Raw genomic sequence first — 23,313 nt, 5'->3', positions numbered from 1 at the left:
GTCGTATCACAAGACTAAGTGCCAAAAGAATTTATAAAAGTGATTCAATTTTGACAATTAACTTATGGCAGATAAAAAACATTTATTTTGAAAAAAAATTAAATTGAGAAGGCTTGTACAAAATGCATTTAGTCGGTTTAAAAAGCGTTTAATCGATTAAATATAACTACAAGGTACGATTTTATTTACATTGAAATTCGCAATGTAGTATTAAACATATAATTTTAACACCTAATATTGGAAAAATATAAAAATTAAGAAAAAACTGTTAATTTATAAAAACACACTTATTAAACACTTAAAAATCAAATACTTATCCATAAATCTTTATTTACAGTATAAAAAGACGGCAGGCATTCTATTTTTCTTAAAAAATAACCTTTCTAGAAGTTGATTTTCCATCTTCAAAAACAATTTTCACAAATAGAATCTGGTGTGAGGAGTGTAGGTCTTCGATAGCTACTTTTTTAGTTTGGAACTTATTTCCTCTATACAACTGATTCCCAGAAACATCAAAAACAAGAACCTCTTTTATGTTCTCTTTAAAAGATTCAATATTTATTACTCGATTTTTAAGAGATACTGAAATCCCTTTAAAGTTGTCTTCGAAAGCTTTATTTCCTAAAGTTTTATTAGTATAAATAATTTCAAAACGATTATTAAAAGTCCCTACTTCTGAAACAAACTGATACGGCCCATCAGAAAGATTATGATGTTTATCCAGCGTTTTATCCACAAGAAAAATATTGATTTGATTAAACAAGGCATCTTGATGATCGATCTCTATATTCAAAGTCGCTTTAACGTCTGTTTTATATCCCAACTTAATAGAATCAGTCTCTTCCAAAGGCATCGCCCTTCCTTGAATAACAAGTTCTTTATTGTCTAAAACGCTATAAAAATCAATTTCTTGATTTGAACCAAATGACAATGCATCATAATAATCTAATGAATTGGAAGCCTCTTTGGCATAGCCCAGCAAAATCTGTTTTAGCGGACCTTTTCCATTATGGAGGTTAAGCCAGAATCGAAGTTTTTCATTATCTATTTCAGCCGAAGAATCTTTACTTGGTTTAAAAAAACTGCTATTAAAAGACTTAATTCTCATACTGTTATTAAATTCTATAAAACCCTCAGAACTATTTTCTATAAAAAATCCTTGTCCCGAAGCTATTGTCCCATCTGGCACTGTAGTCGTGTAATCTGAATTTAATGACGAAGTTATTCCAACACCTCCTAAAAGATTATATACCACGCAGTCATTTGCTGAATATTTACCACTGGAAGGCGGTGTTGCATGTGTCCAAAAATATAGAGCTCCTTTTATTTTAGAAGAATTGGCTATGATAAAAAGATCTGCACTTATAGCAGATGGATAAGGATTTCCTATTAAATAATGACCATCTTTTACTTTAAGCTCTGCTTCTATTTTTCCATTATTTGGAACTCCTTTAAAGACTCCTTCAAATACTTGACGCTCTGTAATTGAATAATTTTGCGGCGCCCTAATACAGTAACCTTGTCCTGGAATCATATTCATAGTTCCATTGTAATTGATATTCCAGCCAGTAATTGGATCTTGCCAATAGTATTTATCTCTAAGAGTACTTGGTGAAAAATCGAACATCTTTTGCTCGTTAACAGGCGAAGACCAATACGTCATATCATAACGAATTACTGGCTTTGTTTTTCTTATTACACGGACAATTCCAGTATTTACCATATCATCATCTGATTGATATAAACTTGCTGAATCTTCTAAGACTAAAGTTCCAGAACCAGTGTATGCAAATTCTATTGCTAGAGTATTGTTCTCCAATAATGTTACGGTCTTACCTTGGTCAATGTTACATCCGCAAATGGAAGTGCTCGTCAACTGCGGAAAATTTTCTTTAAAGTATACATCTTTTCCTGCTGAAGGCGGGCCATTTGTCCAAGAAATCCCATTCCAAACAGTAGTATTTACACAAAGTTTTAAACGGGCAATTCTATGTTTGGAAACACCTGCAACTGAATTAAAATTACCTCCAATGAGTAATTTGTAATCTTCTGTAAACTTCATGTTATAAAGGGTATTATTCAAAGGCGCGCTAAATGAACTATCAAAAATTCCAGAAGGCATTAATCTAACAAGTCTTAAAGAAGCTGTATTTCTATAAGTTCCCGAGAAAGCACCTCCAACTAAGATCCTTTCATCTGGCTGTACCAATATAGAGCGAACATCGCCTTTACTAAAACCTATACCAGAATCAAATGTCGTATCTAGACTTCCATTAGAGTTTAAGCGTACAATCCTTTTTTCAGAAATGTCATCGAAGGTTAAAAAAGAACCGCCTATAATTATCTTTTGATCTGACTGAAGCGCAATTGCATAGACATTTTTATCAAATCCCTTTTGGATATCAAAACTTGAATCAATACTTCCATCAGTATTTAGACGAACTAAACCAGAATAAGGCTTATCGTTAAAATTTTTAAACCGTCCTCCCAAAAGAATTTTTCCGTCAGGCTGCAATGTCACTATTTCGACAATTCCATCAGCACCTGAACCAGTATTGAAATCATTGTCTTTAGTCCCATCTGGTAGAAGCCTAATAACTCTATTGTTATTTAAGTTTGATCCGTTGTATTTTGTAAATGAACCTGTAGCAATTATTTTTTGATCAGGCTGAACCGCCAGTGCATAAACCTGGGCATTAAATCCATCTCCACTGGTAAAAGAATTATCTCTTTCTCCGTTTGGTAAAATCCTAATAATTCTGTAACTATTTACATCATTGTATTTTGTAAAATTTCCGCCAATAATGACTTTTCCATCTGCTTGTAGTACTGTTGTTTTTATTACATTATTTGCTCCCGAATTTCCAGCGTTAAAAGACGCATCAATAGAACCATCTTCTAGAAGACAAGTTATTTTTGAAACCGACGCTCCATTGAATCTATTAAAATTTCCACCAACAATTGTTTTCTGATTCGAAAGAGGCAATACGCTAAAAACGGAGTTATCAAAACCAATTCCCGAAGACAAATAAGCAATATCGTGTTCTCCTCCACTGTCAATTTTAGCCAGCCTACCTTGGTTTAGTCCGTTGAAAACAGAAAAAGATCCTCCAATAAACCAAGCTCCTTCGTCATCAAATTCTAAACTCAAAACAGAAGCAGAAGCTGGCCCTGAACCAATATCAAAATCTGATTTTAAAGTTCCATCTGCATTTAGAAAAACGACTCTATTAACCTCAATATTATTATAAAAACCTGTAAAAGACCCGCCCACCATTAAATTTCCTTTGAAATCAATTTTAATTGTTTGTACACCTTCTTTACTAAAACCTGTTCCTGTTACAAAACTTTCATCTTTTGTTCCATCAGCATTTAAGCGAATAATTCGATTAGCAGAAACATCATTAAAAGCTGTAAAATTGCCCCCTACTATTATTTTGCCATCAGGCTGTAATGCGACAGCATTTACATCATCATTAAAACCATTTCCGCTTTTAAAAGTTGAATCGAAACTTCCATTATTATTTAAACGGACAATTCTATTGGCTGAATTTCCATTAAATGTGATAAAATTCCCAGTAAGAATTATTTTTTCATCAGTGGTAATAGTAGCATGAGTAATATTTAATGCTGAACCAGATCCTGTCAAAAATGAAGAATCGAGCGCTCCATTAGGAAGCAAACGTGCAACACGATTTACTGTAGTATTGGCATATTTAGTAAAACTTCCGACAATTATTATTTTACCATCTGACTGCATTGCGATATCATAAATAATTCCTGTTGTTGCTCCTATTGTGGTGTTGAAAGTAGCATCGTAAGATCCGTCAGAATTTAAGCGAATGAGCCTTCCTACGTTAATCCCATTGTACATGGTAAAACTTCCGCCCAAAATAATTTTACCATCTGCTTGTAAATAGGATGCATAGATTTTTCCATTAAAACCACTACCGGTATTAAAGCTTTCATCGATTGTACCATCGGGTGTTAAACATGTAAGATAAGAAACTGGAAATCCATTTAAACTGAGGTAATCGCCTCCTACAATCAAGTTCCCATTTTTTTGTAAAAGGAGAGTTCGTACTGCACCATTAAATCCATCGCCATTTTGCCCATCATCCAATGTGTTAAAAGTGGGATCTAATTTTCCCTGCTGCGCTAAAAGATTTGAACAAGGAATGAAAAGAAGCAAAATCAGATAATAAAGTAAATTTCTAATCAAAATAATATAATTAAAGTTAATCTTGTAAGAATTAATTTAAAATTATAAAGTTGAAGTGAAGTCTACAATACCAAGATTTAGGGATTTTTAGTCCATAAAAAAAGTCCATTCTTTTTACGGAATGGACTTCTTATTATCTCGGTTTTTACTTAATTATAGATTAGAAAAAACAACTTTTTTAGTAAAAGTATGACCGTTTTCTAAAGTTATTTTTACCAATATAACCTGATCAGAAGAATGTAAATTTGTGATCTGCAATTCTGAAGCGTTCACTTTGTTATTACTGTATAACTGTTGCGCTCCAACATTATAAATATTTACCTCTTTTATCGTTTCTTTAGACGAAGTAATTTTTACAGCTTTGTCTTTAACCGAAACTAAAACTGAATTTTCAAGATTTTCAAAATCACCTGTTCCTAAAGTTTTATTCGTATAACGAAGAACAAAACGAGTTGTATTTGTTGTTGCTGCACTAAAGAAAGTATAATTCTCTTTTCTTAAATCTATTATTTTACCTGTTACCTTATCTTCTAAATACACTTCCTGAGTATCAAAGAATCCGTCTGCATGATCAATAGAAATTGTAAAATTACGATCGCCTTTATCATCAACGCCAGTTCTATATCCTAAAGGAATTACTTCAGTATTATCAAAAGGAAGCGCACGACCTTGAATAGTTAAATTGGTAGATTCGTTGATCGTATAAAAATCAATATATGAGTTGCTATTCATCGTTTCCGCATCATAGCTCAAATCATTATGATTTGTTGCTCCATCCATATAACCAATCAATAACTGTTTAAAAACACCTTCCGTATTTGCAATATTTAGCCACAAACGATTTTTCTCAATTTTATTGGTTTTAGCTGTTTTATAAAATTGTGTATTATCAGTACTTCCTTTACGAAGCGCATTATTAAATTTAATCTCATTTACAGTTGGTGTTGCAAAGAAGCTTTGCCCTGCTCCAACATATCCGTCAAATTCATCTAAAGGACCATTAACTACATCTAGTCTTACTGAACCGACTCCATTAAAAACAATAAAATCTGAACTTATATATCTGAAAGTATTAGTTCCTGGAACACGTTGAGGAGGTTGGTTATGCGACCATATATATATCGCACCTAAGACATCTTTGTTCGTTTCCAAAATTAATTCACTTGCATCGATTGCAGAAGGATAAGGATTTCCTATCATATTTAATTTATCTTTTACAGTTGTAACCGTCACATCTCCATTATTTGGCACCCCTACAAATGTACCTTCAAATATACTAGGAGTTGCTAGATCAAAAGACTGAGGTGCTCTGATACTATAACCTCTTCCTATTTTCATAATTTCTGGACCATTCCTATTAAGCACCCATGTTTCGTTATTAGGATTCCAATAATGGTATTTATCCGATAACGTATTTGGAGAAAACTTGTACATGCTCATCGTTGCATCGGTTACTGGACTTGCCCAGTAAACCACATCATAACGAGTCAAACTAACTTTTCGTTTATACGAAATATTACCAGAATTTACAGCGTTATCTCCTTGTAATAAACTTGAACCGCTTTCAAACACTAATTTTCCATTACTTGTTATACCGTTTGTAACGGTTAAAGTCATATTTGATGGAATTATAAGTGAATCTGGACCTGTAATCGCAATTTCTAAAGAACATATTGTCAAATTTAGCGTACTAGCAGAAAAAGGCTGGCTAGCTGCTGAAGTAATTCTAACCGTTTTGTTTACATCTGGATTACCATTTGACCATCCTGAGCCGTTCCACTCTGTAATAGTTCTGAGGTCTGATATTATAACATCTGCTGTACTTGAAATACAAGAAGTGTCATTATTTGTAACCGTGAAATGATATGTCCCTGCTTGTAAATTTTCAATAGTCAGAGTGGTTTCATTAGTTTGACGATTATACGTCGTTACCGTTTGACCTGTTTGATTAACAGTCCAGTTTACTGATGGCAAACCGCTCAGTGTAATCGTTCCTAAATTGCCACAAGATACATTTGTAAATGAAGTTGATGGCGTTGTAGGTTTTGGATTTACAACCATTGTTATTCCATTAGATGTAGCAGGACTTCCCGTCGCACATGTCGCATTTGATGTCATGCGCACGGTTATAACATCTGCATTTGATAATCCTGTACTCGTGTATGTTGAATTCGTTTCGTTCGTTATAGCAGTTGATCCATTATACCATTGGTAAGATGGAGCTGTTCCGCCATTAGTAGGCGTAGCTGTAAAGGTTACTGAAGCGCCAGAACAGATTACGTTAGACGGAGAAGTTGCAATAGTTACAGAAGCCGGAAGATTTGGATTTACAGTCATTGTAATCTGATTTGACGTTGCAGGGCTTCCTGTAGCACAAGTTGCATTTGATGTCATTCGAACACTTATAACATTTGAATTTGCCAATCCTGTAGTTGTGTATGTTGAATTCGTAGCATTTGTTATCGCTGTTGCCCCATTATACCACTGATAGGAAGGAGACGTTCCGCCATTAGTAGGCGTAGCTGTAAAGGTTACTGAAGCGCCAGAACAGATTACGTTAGACGGAGAAGCCGCAATAGTTACAGAAGCTGGAAGATTTGGGTTTACAGTCATTGTAATCTGATTTGACATTGCAGGGCTTCCTGTAGCACAAGTTGCATTTGATGTCATTCGAACACTTATAACATTTGAATTTGCCAATCCTGTACTTGTGTATGTTGAATTTGTAGCATTTGTTATCGCTGTTGCCCCATTATACCACTGATAGGAAGGAGACGTTCCGCCATTAGTAGGCGTAGCTGTAAAGGTTACTGAAGCGCCAGAACAGATTACGTTAGACGGAGAAGCCGCAATAGTTACAGAAGCTGGAAGATTTGGGTTTACAGTCATTGTAATCTGATTTGACATTGCAGGGCTTCCTGTAGCACAAGTTGCATTTGATGTCATTCGAACACTTATAACATTTGAATTTGCCAATCCTGTACTTGTATATGTTGAATTCGTAGCATTTGTTATCGCTGTTGCCCCATTATACCACTGGTATGAAGGAGCCGTTCCGCCATTAGTAGGCGTAGCTGTAAAGGTTACTGAAGCGCCAGAACAGATTACGTTAGACGGAGAAGCTGCAATAGTTACAGAAGCTGGAAGGTTTGGGTTTACAGTCAGACTTCGCGTAGCAGTATTTGAACATCCATTACCTGCAGTAACCGTATAAACAACAGTTACTGTACCTTCAGTTGATCCTGTCACAATACCTCCTGACGTAATACTTGCTGTACCAGATCCAGCCAATATAGACCAAGTTCCTCCCGCTGTACTATTTGTAAAAGCAGGAGTTGTAGCCCCAATACAAACGGTACTTGCTCCACCTCCTATTGCCGCAACTGTTGGAGCCGCTTTTACATTAAAATATGTAGAAGAAGGCGTTCCTGAACAGCCACCTGCTGTAGTTACAACCACTGTTACTTTCTGTTCATTTCCTGATCCAGCAAATGTTACAGTAGGATTTTTAGCAGTAGTTGATGAAAACACTGCTCCTGAAGATGTAGTTGACCAAACATAAGTTACACCAGAAGTAGGAACATTTTCCACATCTAATTGAACAGGTACTCCTGCACAGACATCTAAAGTTTTATAATTTCCTTTAGGCGATGATATAGCAATCGGAGCCACCTGAGAAGAAGGAATTAAAACAATATTATCTATAATAGAACCAAGTGTAGTTGTCTCTAAGGAATTATAAAATTCAATACCTACAGAAGAAGTTGTTGGTATAAAAGTTAATGTACCTACAAAAGGAGTGTTATTAGTATCGGAAGTCGTATAATTTATTGATGCCGTTGATCCTCCAAACAATTTAACATCAACCGCAACAGTGGGAGATGACCCCGGTCTTCGGGCGTATAGAAAGCTCAAAGTATATTGAACACCAGGCACAACTGTTACATCTTGTCTCAGTGATGCTTGTGAATCTAATTCTGCTGTATTATCAGAATTCCCATTGCTAAAATACACATTTTCAGTTAGGACTTCTACAGTTGTTCCTTTTGTTGTTGCTCTTGCCCAATCAGTCGTTCCTAGACTAAAATCACCATTCTTAATTAAATTACTCAGACAAGTCGAAATGACAACTTGATCTGTAGATGTACAAGTACCATTCGTTATTGTCCAATTCAAAACGTATGTTCCAGAAGCTGCTGGAGTAAATGTTGCTGTACGATTTGAAGTACTACTAAATTGAGTTGCCAATGTGCTCGGACCATTGGCTACCGACCATGCACCTGTACCTACTGTAGGCGCATTACCAGCCAATGTGAAAGAACTGCTATTTCCTGTTTGATCTGGACCAGCATTGGATGTTGTTGGAAGTGGAGTAACATTTACTGTAGGAGTATTGGACATTTGTAGTGAACTTCCACAAGCCGATGTAGCGAGTACATTAAAAGTTGTGGCTGTTGTTAAATTACCTGTAGGTAAGCTAATCGTTCCGTTTGAACCAGCAACTGGAGTTCCTATATTAACACTTCCATTTCTTAACTGATAACTAACACCAAGTTCCGAATTCGCAACATTAATATTTGTACCTGAACCTGTGCAAACTGATGACAATACTGCAGAAGTAGTCCTATTAAGGGGTAATGCCACTATAGTTTGATTTACAGTTTTTAGTAAAGTATTCCCAGGGCCTACTCCGTTATGATTATCTCCAAACCAAGCGACATGTTCATAAACAACATCAAAAGCAAGATTATTTATTCCTGCTGGCAAGGCCGTACCATTATCATCTCCTCCACTATAGACTGCAGAAATTGTAAAAGTATAAGTTTTAGTTTCACCTGGAGCCAAATTTTGAGCATCAACTCTTACATTGTAGTCTGTCCAACTTTCACCGTTAGGATTCCATTTGATTCCGATATTAAAATCTGCAGAAGGCGTGTCAGTCCAAGCCTTTGAACCAGTATTTTTTATAGTAACTGTAACATTTCTAGTCTCTCCCGCACACCATGTTGTAGATCCAGTATTTGAAGATATAATTTGATATTGATAACTTGGAATATATGTGATTCTCACTTGCCCATTTGCACCAGCACCTCCAGATCGATCACTACCCGCCCTTTCGCCGCCGCCGCCGCCGCCTCCAGGTACGAATCCACTTGTTCCATTAACTCCTGTTCCTCCTGCTCCTCCTGTATTTGTAGTATTTCCACTATTTCCTCCATTTCCTCCACTACTACCACCTGAGCCACCACTTGAACCTTGCAAATTTATTGTACCACCAGTTGCCGTCCCTCCAGCTCCACCAGCATTTCCTGTACTACTACTTTGAATACCACGTACTCCTCCATTAGCCGTTAGCGAATTTGCTCCGGTGTAAGTTAGCGATGTAGCACCTCCATTAGTTCCACTATTTATACTTCCAGTTCCACCAGTCCCAATAGTATAGTTAATATTTTGCCCTGCTGTTACTGAAAATGTTTTTGAAGAATAACCGCCGCCGCCACCGCCGCCACCGCCTCTATTGTTATTTTGCGAGCCTCCACCAGCACCACCAGCACCCCATATTTCAACGGTTACTTCTGTAGCACCCTGTGGAACTGTCCAGCTTCTTGTACCTGAATTATTATCTGTATATACAATCTGGGCAAAAGAAGAATAGGCAAAGAATAAAAATAAAAACGAGTAAAGTAATTTTCTCATCATATAGCAGTAGGTATTTGTTTTAAATTTGTTTTTGGTTTGCTTAAAGCAAAAAAGGCATTTCTTCCAAAAAGAGCAATATTCTTTTGGTAATTCTCTGAATCTTAAAATGTTAAATTTTGGACTTTAAGCCGAAATCTAAAATTGTTAAAATTCCGTACAAAAATATTTAAATTAGCCTAATACACAAGGTTATAATTTATTTCTTTTTGTAAAATATTAACAAATTTCAGAATTAATTTATAACTAATTGAGCATAACTGAATTTAAACGTTAAAACGCATGAAAAAACCGACGAACAGCACTTTCACCATCAAAGAAGCTTTACAAAAGTTAGAGCATTTTTGTGCTTATCAAGAGCGCTGTCATGACGAAGTTGTTGATAAATTATATAGTTTAAAAATGACTTCCGATGAAATCGACTATATTGTTGTTCAGCTCATTGAAGGTAATTTTCTTAACGAAACCCGTTTTGCGTGCAGCTTTGCACGAGGCAAACACAGAATAAAACATTGGGGAAAAATCAGGATTACAAACGAATTGAAAATGAGAAATATTTCTTCAACCAATATTACTTTGGCTTTGAAAGAAATTTCAGTTGAAGAATATTTTGAAACTTTCGAAAATCTTGCCGAAAGATCTTGGGATACTATTTCAGAAACCAACCTTCTAAAAAAACGTAAAAAATTCTGCGACTATATGCTTCGCAGAGGTTTTGAAAGTAATTTAGTTTATGAAAAAGTAAAAGAACTAGAAGAAAATTAGATTTCCTTTCTTCTCCCAAAAAAGACAATTTTTATCCCTTTTGTAGAATTTTAAATTCGCTGCAAACTCCATTAAACCAGTGTCAAAACCCACACAACTTCAAGTTATAAAATATTCCTTTTTTGAAGAATTTATAGCAAATCTGACGTTTTTTAGTCTAAAAACGCAAAAAACAACCTCAAAAAACTCAAATATTTACGATTATTCCTATATTATTTTCAGGTGTTTTATAAGAATATTTATCGAACATTAAATTTTTTAATGTAGTTCATCGACTATTTCAACAATTCATCGATTAAATAGGGGTTCGCAAAACCCTAACAATTTCCAGCTCGTAGATGTATCTATCTTTGCCGCGGTTCGAAAGTTCTATGCCAGCATAACAAATTGATAGAAAACATTTAACATGAAAAAAACTTTACTTTTATTCTTATTGTTGCCTTTTTTTACGTTTGCCCAAAATGTAGATTTAATTAAATGGGATGCACAAACACCAAGTGACCCAAAAAAACCAACGGTTATTAATTCTGGTTTGGCTTTATCATACCTAACTTCTTCTACATCTCCGTCACAAATAACGGTAGACTATAACAATGGCTGGGAGCCTCAACCTTTTTTTTTATGCAGTGGCTGGCCAAATGGACAGCAAAATGAAGGTGAATACGATCCTGCAAAATATGTAGAATTTAAAATTACGCCAAACTCTGGAAAGAAATTGGATTTAGCTGAATTCAAATTGAAATTTAAAAGTCAAGGAGGAGGAGCAACAGAAAGATTCACCATTTTATATTCTAAAGACTCCGAATTTAAAAAAGATGTAAAGGTTCTAGTACCTGAAAGAGCCAGTGTTAACAACTGGACTTCAATAAATCCTTCTTTTTCAGAAGAAATCAATCCTGTTTTGCCTGGTCAGATTGTATATGTTCGTTTGTATGTTTACAATTCAAACAATAATTTTCATATTATGATCGGAGATTCTGCACCTACTACAATTACAGGAACGATTTCAGACTTTGATCCAAACAAAATTTTAGCGATTAACGATTATGTGAAAGTTATTAAAAATACAACCTTAAATGTTTCACCACTAAGCAATGATATAAAAAAGGAGAATGTTACTTCCATTGTAATTTCTACTCCTCCTCCCGCTTCTCAGGGAACAGCAACCATCAATCCTGATAAAACGGTTACGTTTAGTCCTGCTAATAATTTTTTGGGAGTATCATCATTCAAATACACTATAAAAGATGCAGCAAATGTTTCATCAGAAGCTAAAATTCAAGTTACAGTTGCCGAAGACACACCTGAAAAATTGGTTATCTGGTATGGTCGAAATGCATCAGACAGAAAAGAAGCAACTGTATTATCTCCTTATGTAACGTCAAACAGCATTAAAAACAACAATGTATCTTTAAACTACAATATAAACGAAGATGCAAAAAATCCTTTTTTTCAGACTGGAAGCTGGCCATCTGGTGCAGCGTCTGATAGTAAATATGTAGAATTTACAATTAAGGCAGATGATACACATCGGGTAAATTTAAGTGCTTTTAATTTGGTTTATCGAAATCAAGGTGGCAGTGGACAAAGATTTAAAATCAACTATTCCAACGATGCTACATTTGCCAACCCAAAAACTCTGTTAGCACAAACAAACACAACCGGAACATGGACAAGTGTTAGCGCTCCTTTTGGTTCTGATTTAAATTATCTACTTCCAGGACAAACCATGTATATCCGTCTTTATGTTTATAATTCAAACCAAGAATTTCAGTTTAGAACAAAATTAAACATTACGGGAAGCGTAAAAGATTCTAATGTGTTCATCGCATATAGCGACTTTGCGACTACTCCATCTAATAAAAGCATTCCAATTCCAGTTTTAACTAATGATGTTGTTGGTAATACCCCTGTACAAAGCATTGCTGTTACTCAACCAACTTCAGGAGGAACTGTAGTTATAAATGGTATTACTGGTGTAACTTTTACTCCTACAGCTGGATTTGTTGGAACATCAAACTTTACGTATTCTATCTTTAACGGAACAATATACTCATCAGCAACTGTAAGTGTTGACGTTACCGCAGCACCTTGCGCACCAACTGAAGATCCAAACGCATATGGGCAAGATAAATGGATTGGATATGTATACAAATGGACTCAGACCAATGCAGTTCCAACTATTAACTATAATGCTACTCCTGATCCTGCAGTTTCAACTTATATTGGAACTGTAACCGAAAACAAAAATTTTGACAGAGATGTTAACAGTGGAGCTATAACCGGTGTTACATCAAATTTTCCATGTGAAGTTGCCCCACCTGATCATTTCTTTGTGCGTTATAGAATGCGTACTAAAGTTACAGAAGCTGGACTTTACAATTTCATGATAGCAGGTGATGACGGAATCAGATTATACATTAATGGAAATATCGTTTTACAGCGATGGAGCGGAGGAAGTTACGCTGTAAATTCCGCTTTATACGAACTTGAAGCCAACAAAGATTACGATTTTGTTCTAGAATATTTTGAAATAGCAGGAGATGCCCGAGCCTCTTTCTCATTCGGATTACCAAAAGGCGATCCTACTGTATTTGGAGATAAAGTTTGGAATGTTTACGGTTACAACAAAAATGACATCACTTTACAAAATGCAGTTTATGCTGGTTATTATGTAGATCCAAATCTGAATGCAAATTCTACGGCATACTGGGCGACAAACAAATCTCCATATACGGCAAGCAATTGGCAAGGTGCCCCAATGCCTAATGATTATTTTACGGTTGTTTCTAAACGTCAAGGCTTTACTTGTGGTAAATATCAAATACAAGTTGCAAATTATGATGATGACCTTCAAATTTATGTAGATGGAACAAAAGTTTTTGATAAATCTGGAAACACAGACAATTCGGTAACACTTGACAACAATGGACAGCTTTTTGCCTTCAGCAGCAAAACAAAAATAGAAATTCGTTTAAAAGAAAATGGAGGTGGAGCAAAATCTTCTGTCCTTTTTATTAATGTTCCAAATGGAACAGGCAATGCAAACGGAAGCTCTTTAGTAATAAATGCTAATACAGAACTTAGTTCAGACCTCACTGTTTGTTCTTGTACAATAAATGATGGAGTTACCCTAACAGTTAAAAAAGATGTTACTTTAACTGTTGACGAAGACATAAATGTTATCGGAGCAGGGAAATTACTAATTTTAGATGGAGGATCATTGCTTCAAACTTCAACAAGCAAAGATATGTTTACTGGAGGGGCAAATGCGTTTGAAATACAAAGAACAATCAATGTAGTTCGTTATGACGTGACATATTGGTCATCACCAGTAGGTAACTTTTCAATGTACAATTTATCTCCACAGACCTTATCAGACAAATTCCATTACTGGAACCCTACTACTGAAAAATGGGTTGTTAGTAAAAACGGAATAGAAAAGATGGCGGCAGGAAAAGGATACAGCATTAGAGCTCCTCAGCCTTATGATCTAACTATCCCTAAAGATTTTACTGCAAAATTTGTAGGAAAGCCAAACAATGGGGACATCCCAGTCTCTCTTGTAAATGGAAATTTGAATTTCTTAGGCAATCCATACCCGTCTGCTATTGATGCCGAAAAATTCATTAGAGACAACGGAGATATAGGAGCTTTATACTTCTGGTCACATAATACACCGCCAAAGAAGATAGAAGGAACCAACACATTTACTTATGATAGTGCCGATTTTGCCGTTTTTACATTGACGGGTCAAACTCAACCTTCTCCAAAAGGACAAGTTCCTAATGGCTATATTGCAACCGGACAAGGCTTCTTTATTGAACCTAAAGTAAGTACTGCTTTATTTACAAATGCACAAAGAGTGAAAGCTAAAAATACAGCATTCTTTAAGACGACAGAGAACACTAGCGAAATAGAAAAAAATCGTCTATGGCTAAATTTAACCAATACAAAAGACGCTTTTAAACAAATACTTGTAGGATATGCAACGGGAGCAACAAATGGTCTAGATCATAATTATGATGCCGAAACAATGAATAGTAACACCTATATTGATTTTTACAGTATCAACGAAACTAAGAGTTTAACTATTCAAGGTCGTGGCTTGCCCTTTGACAATACCGACACCGTTCCTCTTGGCTACAGAGTTACTATTGAAGGCGAACTTACAATATCGATAGACCATGCAGATGGATTTTTTAATCAGCAAGCCGTTTATTTAGAAGATAAAACAACAGGAACGATAACAGACCTTCGAACTTCAAATTACACGTTCAAAACTGCTGTTGGAACTTTTGCAGATCGTTTCGTATTGCGTTACACCAACAAAACTTTAGGCACAGACGATTTTGAAAATATAGGAAATAATGTTTTAGTTTCAGTAAAATCAAAAATAATAAATCTTACTAGCGGAACTGAAAACATTAAAGAAGTACAGATCTATACTATTGGCAGCCAATTGCTTTATGGCAAAAATAAAATTGAAGCAAAAGAATTAAGAATTGAAAACTTACATTCTAGCAATCAGGTTTTATTGGTAAAAGTAATTTTAGAAAATGGACATGTAGTCACGAAAAAAATCATTTTTAATTAATACAAAACCCATCTTTACGATGGGTTTCTTGTTTTTATTCTTCTTTCAGTTCATCAATTACTTTTCTAATTTCTCGAGCGTATTTTCCATAAAATTTATGAACCCACCATTCCAAGCTAATTCCCATAAAAAGCATAGTAAAAACTACAATTGAAAAAAATATAAGCAAATGATAACTCGTAAATTCATGAGTTTCAAATCCAGGAATTTTAGAAAACTCGTAATAGAAAAGCCCGACTAAATACAATATTAAAAATGGAGTCAAAGCAAAACCAAAGGTTTTATAAAGTTCCATATTAAGCCTGATATCAAAATAAGTTTCATAAAGACTGTCTTTCGTTTTTAGCGTAATGGAATTGATCCGTTTATAAAACAGATATAATTTTACCAGATAGTAAATACAAACGGCAACAAAAAGACTATATAGCAAATAAAAAGTTGCAGTCATTTTTACTGGAAAGTGGCATATAATTGGAACTGTTCCGACAAATAAAATGGATATAATCTGATAAATAAATTCCTTTCTAAGATTTTGTTTTATTTTATCCAACGGCGTATTTGCCGACTGAATCTTCTCTAAATTTTTAGGCAGAATAACATTTTCAGGCTTTTCGTTATTCCATGCATTTTGTATATCGTTAAAATCCATATCCCTGATTTTTAATAATTTCTTTTAATTTTTCTTTTGCTCGGTTTAATTTCACTCTGGCATTTCCTTCAGATATTCCGAGATTCTCCCCTATTTCTTTATGTGAAAAACCTTCAAGCTGATAGAAAATTATAGCTTTGTCTATTTTTTCCAATTTCTGAACTGCTTTATAAAAATGATCTAACTGACTTTCTTTGATTGGGGAATCACTTTCTTCTTCGTTGATATTCTCTGATAGAATTTCATATTTATCGACTTTTCGTTTTTCTTTTTTTAGAAATACAATTGCAGTATTAACGGCAACTCTATACATCCAAGTCGAAAACTGACTTTCATTCCGAAAAGAATCGTACGATTTCCAGAGCTGGCAGACAATTTCCTGAAACAAATCTTGCTGATCATCAAAAGTATCCATATACATCTTAGAAACTTTATACAAAATTCCTTTATGAATTTCTATCCGATTTAAAAATTCTTGCTCTTTCTCTTTCAAAACAGATTTAGTTCATTACTGGTTTTACCGTGTATCCTTCTTTTCGTAATAAATTTATAACTCCATAATCACCTCCTAAATGTCCGGCCCCAACAGCAAAGAAAACACTGTTTTGCTTCATTAAGTCAGGCATTTGCTGTACCCAATTGAGGTTTCGGTTATCCAAAATCTGCTTTTTCGTTCTCTCGCTCGTAAATCTTACATCTGTTGTTGCTGCATACAGAGCTTCTATATCCTCATTCTTATATTGCTTCAAAAGTTCTGTTGTTTCCTCTGAAGTCGATTCTTCTAATAGCTGTAGCATTTCGTCATTTGGATAAGCATTTTCAAGAATTTCAAATTGCGATTTTACTTTCTCCAGCCCGCTTATCGGTATATTTCTTTTTTTGGCAAGATCAGAGAATTCCATTTCATAGAATTTAAGATCGGTGCATCCAAAACTTTTCATGGAAATTAAACTTAAAACGGTAATCAAACTAAAACTATCCACTTGCTGAACTGTCATTCCAGCACTTTTTCTCAGAATTGAGTCTAATTTTACCAATTGTTCAGGCGTTAATTTTTTACTTAATGGCTCTTTTCCCATTGCTAATTGCTGCATCTGGCTCATTTCATTTGGATCTGTAAAATTTATTTCAAGAAATAATTTATCCGATTTATCAAAAGCAACTTTCGTTTTTTCAGATAAAAAATAATCTTTAGAACAGATCATATGAATTGTTCCATATAAATAAGATGGCTTTTGGATTCCCTTACCTGACACTTCCCATAGGAGCGAATTTTCCAATTTTGAACTTTTGGCCTGAGCCTTAATTGTTCCACTAGAAATAAGGGCAAATATTAAAACTAATAATTTGAATGCGTTTTTCATTTTGATGGTTGCTTAAAATTTATGTTCGAAACTATTTCTTTGATTTCGAATGGTAAGTAATTAAATCATCAAAACGTTACAAAAAAAAAATGAAAGTTTTTATAGAAACTGATTAAAGGCACAGATTTTAAACTATGGATGCTATCCTGCACGAAGTATTAGGGAATTTAAGTGGAATGTAAGCTTCACTCAGACTGACAATCATTTAATTTCGATCCAACTGATACGATAACTTACACCGAAAAAATCAAAATACTTTCCCGCAATATTTGTCACCCTGAGCGAAGTCGAAGGGCGTGCCAATTGGAATGTGGCTTCGACTTCGCTCAGCCTGACAATACTTTAACTTCAATCTAGCTAACAATAGAAGTATTAAAAAACAAAATCTCTAACCAATTCCAAAACCTCATTAATTTCTTCTTGAGAATTGTAACTGTGAATGCAAAAGCGAAGACGCTCCTGACCCTCTGGAACTATTGGAGAAAGTACAGCCTGGATATCAAAACCCTTGTCGTGAAGTTGCTGTGTCAGCTTTTTCACATTCTCATTTCCTGGAACAATAGCAGAATGTATGGGTGATTTACTGTGAACAAACATTGGTTTTAATCCCAGCAAATTTTTCTGCTGATTAAAAAACACAATATTTTGACGAAGCTTTTCAATAGCTTCTTTTTCTATTTCCAATTGCTGATAAGCTGTAAAAATTGTGGCAACCGCATGAGGAGATAAAGCAGTAGTATAAATAAAGCTTCTCGCAAAATTGATTAGATAATCTTTAAGACTAATACTTCCTAAAATTGCGGCACCTTGGCATCCTAAGCCTTTTCCAAAACTTACGATTCGGGCAAAAATTTTATTATGCAATTGCAGATATTGAGTCAGTCCCTCTCCTTTTTCTCCAAAAACACCCAAAGCTTGAGCTTCATCGACAACGAGATAACAATTGTACTTTTCCGAAAGCTGTATGAGTTCTTCAAAATTCGGACAATCGCCATCCATAGAAAAAACAGTTTCTGTTACAATGTAAATTGTGGCATCATGAAATTTAAGGATATGCTTTTCTAAATCTTCAATATCGTTGTGAATAAAATGATGCGATCTTGCTCGCGACATCGCAATTCCATCTTTTATGGAAGCATGACATAGTTCATCATACAAAACAACATCATTTTCTTGCGGTACAGCACTAAAAAAACCTAAATTGGCATTGTATCCCGAATTGAAAATTAAAGCCGCTTCTCCCTCATGAAATTCAGCTATATAACTTTCTGCAATTTGATAAAGAGAATGATTTCCTGTAAGCAATCTAGAACCTGTAGCCCCATTTTGAAAAATCTCATTTTCCAATAAATAAGCATGAGTATGTTTGAATAAAGTTTCCGATTTAGAGAACCCGATGTAATCATTAGAAGAAAAATCAATCAGATTATTAAACACAGGCAACTTCCTAAACAGATTATCCTGTTTGCAACTTTCTAATTTCCGATTAAGATTTTCTGGCAGTTCCATAAAACAAAGTTAGGCAATTCATTCAGAATAAAATAAACAGCGGATTGTAGTCAACCCGCTGTTTTTCTAAAATAGCACTAATAAAAGGTGATTGTCTACTGTAATTAGACTTCAACATTTCCTTTACCATAAATTTCGAAATATCCAATGCTGTAATTTTATCTCCTAAACAGTCTTCAAGGTTTACCGAGATTTCAGAACTTTCATCAGAAAAAATAATTAATGGAACACGAACTTGTGTCCAATCGACGTCGCTATTTATCAAAAGATCATAAGTAAACTGTCTGTCTTTTTGAATTTCTGGAAAATTCGTTTTCATCCAGTCGGTTGCCATAATCGTTTTTGGACTTTTTTTATCGAAAGGGGTATCAATATTGAGTCCGGCCAGTAAAACATATCTCTGAATATCATAATTCTTCATAGCTTTCAAAATGTTCTTTGTTGCCTGACTCGCCACCATTGGCTCTCCCGGTCGTTGACCAATAGTGCTTAACACTGCTTGACAATCTTTCAGCAACACATTTATCGATTCTTCATCAATGGCATCGCCTTTAATGATTTCTATTTTTGAACTCTGAATGGTAAAATTATTCGGATTTCTTAGAAGAAGTTTTACACTAAATCCGTTTTCTAATAACTGGTTTACAAGGTATTTTCCAGTTCTTCCGCCACCGCCCAAAACGGCAACTTTTGATATATTTTTCATATCTTTTCTTTATAAAATTTGACATAAGTAAATTATGCTTCGTCATTCAAGATGAAGCAAAAGCGCAAAAGCTTACTGAGCTTTTACATTTGATCAAATATTTTATAAAGAGATTCTAATAATTCAAAAGTAATAAAATAAAAAAAGCCAGACAATAGTGTCTGGCTTTTCTGCTTATTTTGAAATCGTCTTAGTCAACTAAAACAATTATCTTATTGTTTTTCATTTCGATTGTTCCTGACTTAATCTCTAAAGTATAAGTTTGATCATTAACTCTCGTAAATTTATCAGCTGCCTCTTTAGAAAAACTGAAGCTTGGAGCTGCAATTTTAATTGTTCCTTCTTCTAAGATAGAAACAATTGGGGCGTGATGATTTAAAATCTGAAAGCTTCCATTAACTCCTGGCAAAGTAACCGAAGTAACTTCTCCTGAAAATAATTTTGCCTCTGGTGATACTATTTCTAAAATCATTTTTTTTGAGTTATGAGTTATAAGTTATGAGTTATAAGTGAGTAGAAACTCATAATTTATAACTCATAATTCATAATTATATTAAGCTTCTGCCAACATTTTCTCTCCAGCTTCGATTGCATCTTGAATAGAACCTTTCAAGTTGAAAGCAGCTTCTGGAAGGTGATCTAACTCACCGTCGATGATCATGTTAAATCCTTTGATAGTATCTTTAATATCAACTAATACACCTGGAATACCTGTAAATTGCTCTGCTACGTGGAATGGCTGAGACAAGAAACGTTGTACACGACGTGCTCTAGATACTGCAAGTTTATCTTCTTCAGATAACTCTTCCATACCTAAGATAGCGATGATATCTTGTAATTGTTTGTATTTTTGAAGAATCTCTTTAACTCTTTGTGCACAGTTGTAGTGCTCATCACCTAAGATGTGTGGAGTTAAGATTCTTGAAGTAGAATCTAACGGGTCAACTGCAGGATAGATACCTAACTCAGCAATTTTACGAGACAATACTGTTGTTGCATCTAAGTGCGCGAAAGTTGTTGCCGGCGCCGGGTCAGTTAAGTCATCCGCAGGAACGTAAACCGCCTGTACAGATGTAATAGATCCTTTGTTTGTAGATGTAATACGCTCTTGCATAGCACCCATCTCTGTTGCTAGAGTTGGCTGGTAACCTACTGCAGAAGGCATACGTCCTAAAAGTGCTGATACCTCAGAACCTGCTTGTGTAAAACGGAAGATGTTATCAACGAAGAATAATACATCTTTTCCTTGGTCTGATCCAGCTCCATCACGGAAATATTCAGCGATAGATAATCCTGAAAGTGCTACACGAGCACGAGCTCCAGGTGGCTCATTCATTTGTCCGAAAACGAAAGTAGCTTTAGACTCTCTCATTCCTGGCATATCTACTTTAGATAAATCCCATCCTCCATTTTCCATAGAGTGCATGAAATCATCACCGTATTTAATAATTCCTGACTCTAACATCTCACGAAGCAAGTCATTTCCTTCACGTGTTCTTTCACCTACTCCAGCGAATACTGAAAGTCCACCGTGACCTTTTGCGATATTGTTGATCAACTCCTGAATCAATACTGTTTTACCAACACCTGCACCACCAAACAATCCAATTTTACCTCCTTTTGCGTAAGGCTCGATCAAATCAATTACTTTGATACCTGTAAATAAAACTTCAGATGAAGTTGATAAATCTTCAAATTTAGGAGCTTGTCTGTGAATAGGCAAACCGTTTTCTCCAGTTTTAGGCAAATCACCTAAACCATCAATGGCATCTCCAACAACATTAAATAAACGTCCATATACGTCTGGACCGATTGGCATTTGGATTGGATTACCAGTTCCAACTACTTCATATCCTCTTGACAAACCGTCTGTAGAGTCCATAGAGATTGTACGAACAGTGTTTTCTCCAATGTGAGATTGTACTTCAAGAACTAAAATAGTTCCGTCTTTTTTAGTGACTTCTAGTGAATCATAAATTTTTGGAAGTTCAACATCTTTACCGTTGAAAACTACGTCTACTACTGGTCCAATGATTTGAGCAACTTTTCCTATTACTTTTGACATTACTTATGTATTTATTAAATAGCTATTTAGGTTTATCGAAAATACCTCTTTTTTCAGAGCGCAAAGATAATTTTTTAAAATATAAAATCAATTTTTTTTTCATAAAAAATAGCATCATTTTGTTTGATTCATAAAACTTGACCAAAAAACAACAAAAACGGCATTTTTTTTATTAAAAGAAAAAACCGCTGCATTGGTAAAAATGAGCGGTTTTTTAAGTATTTCAAACATTATCTGCTTACGGAAGCGTAGCTGGATATTGAATTGGATATTTTGCTAAATCTACATGGCGAAGTGTAGAACCATACTTTTCGTTTATTGCATCGATAAAAATATTCGCAATTAATCCATATCCTCTTGCACTTGGATGAACTCCATCTAAAGAAAAAGCACCACCCGTTACATAAGTAGAAGACATTACAAAATTTCCAAATTTCACACCGCCACTAGATAACTGTGTCATTGTTGTTACTGTGTTAACAAATGCCAAACCTTTTTCATCTGCAATAGCTTTTATTGCAACATTATAAGCATCTGTCGCTTTTTTAACCTCCGCAACTTCGTCTTTTGTCAAAACCCAGTTGTCTGCTAACGGAACAGAAAGTCCATTTACTTTTGTTGCATCACCTCCAACTGTTGTTCCTATAAAAGTTCTTGCCGACAATACTACTAAGTCTTCTTTTGTTGCTTGTCTGTAAGACGGAAGTCCCGCTGCTGAAAGATTTGTCAAATAGCTATCCACAATTACTACTGCATTATTTCCTGCTTTAAATGTAATTGTTCTTCTTGTAGCCTCTTCTGCAGAAAGCATTTTAGCCGCTACCAATTGTTGCAGACCAGCATTATATACAGCATAACCCGCATTTAATTGCGTTGCTAAAGCTGCAGAAAGCGGTGCAGGATTGTAAGGAACTGTTGTAAAATAAGGAAGAGTCGTAATATAAGGAAGATTTGCTACTACTCCTTTTGCTCCATTTGCGGTTAAAGTCGTCACCAAATTAGAATAGATATTCTTAAACACTGTTGGATCTGTAATATCATTACTGCCATAAGTTGCTGGATTCATATTTCCTGTCTGATCTTTACCGATTCCGCCAGAAGTTGCATAAGCTAGCACATCATTTCCTCCAATAAAAAGAGAAAAGAAAGTTGGAGCCTGAGTCACAGCATCTCCTAAAACTGTAGCAGTAGCCGAACTTGAAAATCTAGCAAAATAAGGATTCGCTGCTCCTGTAGCTACCCCAGCAACATTTCCATAACCCGGAGCAATCAAATGATATGATTTTGCTCCTGGAACTCCCATATTATTAAATGTTCCTGTTAAGTGATTTGTAATTTCTGTAGTTGGCTTACCAGAAACGTTCACCGGAGCTTGACCATTAAAATACAATCTTGTTCCCGCAACAACATTTCCTCCCAAAAGCAATCCGCCAATATTGTCGTTCATTAACGGCTGAGCAAAAGCACCTCCGCCAGCTTCAACAAATTGCTGTGACAAAATATTCACGTAAGAATTCTCCTGTCCTTTTTTAAACAATGCATTATCACTATATCCTGCGGCAAAAGAATCCCCAAGCGCAATATATTTGGTAAAAACTGCAGAACCTGGAGTTACAGGAACTTCTGCTGGTGCATCATTATCATCATTATTACATGCTGCCAAGACGGTTAACGAAACCAAAAACAGCCATTTTATATTTTTTTTCATTGTAGTACTTTTTAAATTATTATCTCTTTCA

Annotated in this window: 12 protein-coding genes; 2 read left to right on the top strand and 10 right to left on the bottom strand. The window is 35.1% G+C overall.

Going from position 1 to position 23,313, the window contains the following annotated elements; translation table 11 throughout:
• Positions 1–367 precede the first annotated feature (367 nt).
• A complete protein-coding gene (locus ACWA1F_RS14555; RefSeq protein WP_456894541.1) occupies positions 368–4,222 on the bottom strand; it encodes a T9SS sorting signal type C domain-containing protein in 3,855 nt (1,284 codons plus the stop codon).
• Between the two features lie 153 nt (positions 4,223–4,375).
• A complete protein-coding gene (locus ACWA1F_RS14550; protein WP_456894539.1) occupies positions 4,376–9,922 on the bottom strand; it encodes a glycine-rich domain-containing protein in 5,547 nt (1,848 codons plus the stop codon).
• A 279-nt stretch (positions 9,923–10,201) separates the two neighbouring features.
• Here ACWA1F_RS14550 and ACWA1F_RS14545 point away from each other — a divergent pair, with 279 nt between their 5' ends.
• Together ACWA1F_RS14545 and ACWA1F_RS14540 are read left to right on the top strand one after the other, a co-directional pair.
• Positions 10,202–10,684, top strand: coding sequence for a regulatory protein RecX (locus ACWA1F_RS14545; RefSeq protein ID WP_456894537.1), 483 nt, complete (start codon positions 10,202–10,204; stop codon positions 10,682–10,684).
• 406 nt (positions 10,685–11,090) lie between these two features.
• Positions 11,091–15,281 (top strand): Ig-like domain-containing protein, encoded by a 4,191-nt coding sequence (locus ACWA1F_RS14540; protein ID WP_456894535.1) that lies wholly within the window; start codon positions 11,091–11,093, stop codon positions 15,279–15,281.
• Between the two features lie 34 nt (positions 15,282–15,315).
• Here the strand turns inward: ACWA1F_RS14540 and ACWA1F_RS14535 are convergent, their stop codons facing one another.
• From ACWA1F_RS14535 to ACWA1F_RS14500, 8 genes are all read right to left on the bottom strand, one after another.
• Positions 15,316–15,930, bottom strand: coding sequence for a hypothetical protein (locus ACWA1F_RS14535; protein ID WP_456894533.1), 615 nt, complete (start codon positions 15,928–15,930; stop codon positions 15,316–15,318).
• A complete protein-coding gene (locus ACWA1F_RS14530) occupies positions 15,920–16,423 on the bottom strand; it encodes an RNA polymerase sigma factor (protein ID WP_456894531.1) in 504 nt (167 codons plus the stop codon). Before ACWA1F_RS14530 ends, ACWA1F_RS14535 begins: the two co-directional genes overlap by 11 nt.
• A gap of 7 nt (positions 16,424–16,430) precedes the next feature.
• A complete protein-coding gene (locus ACWA1F_RS14525; protein ID WP_456894529.1) occupies positions 16,431–17,294 on the bottom strand; it encodes a TraB/GumN family protein in 864 nt (287 codons plus the stop codon).
• 372 nt (positions 17,295–17,666) lie between these two features.
• Positions 17,667–18,803 (bottom strand): aminotransferase class I/II-fold pyridoxal phosphate-dependent enzyme, encoded by a 1,137-nt coding sequence (locus tag ACWA1F_RS14520; protein WP_456894527.1) that lies wholly within the window; start codon positions 18,801–18,803, stop codon positions 17,667–17,669.
• A gap of 22 nt (positions 18,804–18,825) precedes the next feature.
• Positions 18,826–19,509, bottom strand: coding sequence for an NAD(P)H-binding protein (locus tag ACWA1F_RS14515; RefSeq protein WP_456894525.1), 684 nt, complete (start codon positions 19,507–19,509; stop codon positions 18,826–18,828).
• 190 nt (positions 19,510–19,699) lie between these two features.
• Positions 19,700–19,981, bottom strand: a complete 282-nt coding sequence (locus ACWA1F_RS14510; RefSeq protein WP_177211684.1) for a FoF1 ATP synthase subunit delta/epsilon — start codon at positions 19,979–19,981, stop codon at positions 19,700–19,702.
• An 81-nt stretch (positions 19,982–20,062) separates the two neighbouring features.
• A complete protein-coding gene (gene atpD / locus ACWA1F_RS14505; RefSeq protein ID WP_091489608.1) occupies positions 20,063–21,574 on the bottom strand; it encodes a F0F1 ATP synthase subunit beta in 1,512 nt (503 codons plus the stop codon).
• A 238-nt stretch (positions 21,575–21,812) separates the two neighbouring features.
• Positions 21,813–23,282 carry an SGNH/GDSL hydrolase family protein gene (locus tag ACWA1F_RS14500; RefSeq protein WP_456894522.1) on the bottom strand — a complete coding sequence of 490 codons (1,470 nt, stop codon included), beginning with the start codon at positions 23,280–23,282 and terminating at the stop codon, positions 21,813–21,815.
• Positions 23,283–23,313 lie beyond the last annotated feature (31 nt).

The organism is Flavobacterium erigeronis (genome assembly GCF_054075165.1).
This window is presented reverse-complemented; position numbering and strand designations above follow the sequence as displayed.

Excerpts from the sequence above, each read along its gene's own strand:
- ACWA1F_RS14550 (WP_456894539.1), bottom strand. The coding sequence starts at position 9,922 with ATGATGAGAAAATTACTTTACTCGTTTTTATTTTTATTCTTTGCCTAT.
- ACWA1F_RS14545 (WP_456894537.1), top strand. The coding sequence starts at position 10,202 with ATGAAAAAACCGACGAACAGCACTTTCACCATCAAAGAAGCTTTACAA.
- ACWA1F_RS14540 (WP_456894535.1), top strand. The coding sequence starts at position 11,091 with ATGAAAAAAACTTTACTTTTATTCTTATTGTTGCCTTTTTTTACGTTT.
- ACWA1F_RS14535 (WP_456894533.1), bottom strand. The coding sequence starts at position 15,930 with ATGGATTTTAACGATATACAAAATGCATGGAATAACGAAAAGCCTGAA.
- ACWA1F_RS14525 (WP_456894529.1), bottom strand. The coding sequence starts at position 17,294 with ATGAAAAACGCATTCAAATTATTAGTTTTAATATTTGCCCTTATTTCT.
- ACWA1F_RS14520 (WP_456894527.1), bottom strand. The coding sequence starts at position 18,803 with ATGGAACTGCCAGAAAATCTTAATCGGAAATTAGAAAGTTGCAAACAG.
- ACWA1F_RS14515 (WP_456894525.1), bottom strand. The coding sequence starts at position 19,509 with ATGAAAAATATATCAAAAGTTGCCGTTTTGGGCGGTGGCGGAAGAACT.
- ACWA1F_RS14510 (WP_177211684.1), bottom strand. The coding sequence starts at position 19,981 with ATGATTTTAGAAATAGTATCACCAGAGGCAAAATTATTTTCAGGAGAA.
- atpD (WP_091489608.1), bottom strand. The coding sequence starts at position 21,574 with ATGTCAAAAGTAATAGGAAAAGTTGCTCAAATCATTGGACCAGTAGTA.
- ACWA1F_RS14500 (WP_456894522.1), bottom strand. The coding sequence starts at position 23,282 with ATGAAAAAAAATATAAAATGGCTGTTTTTGGTTTCGTTAACCGTCTTG.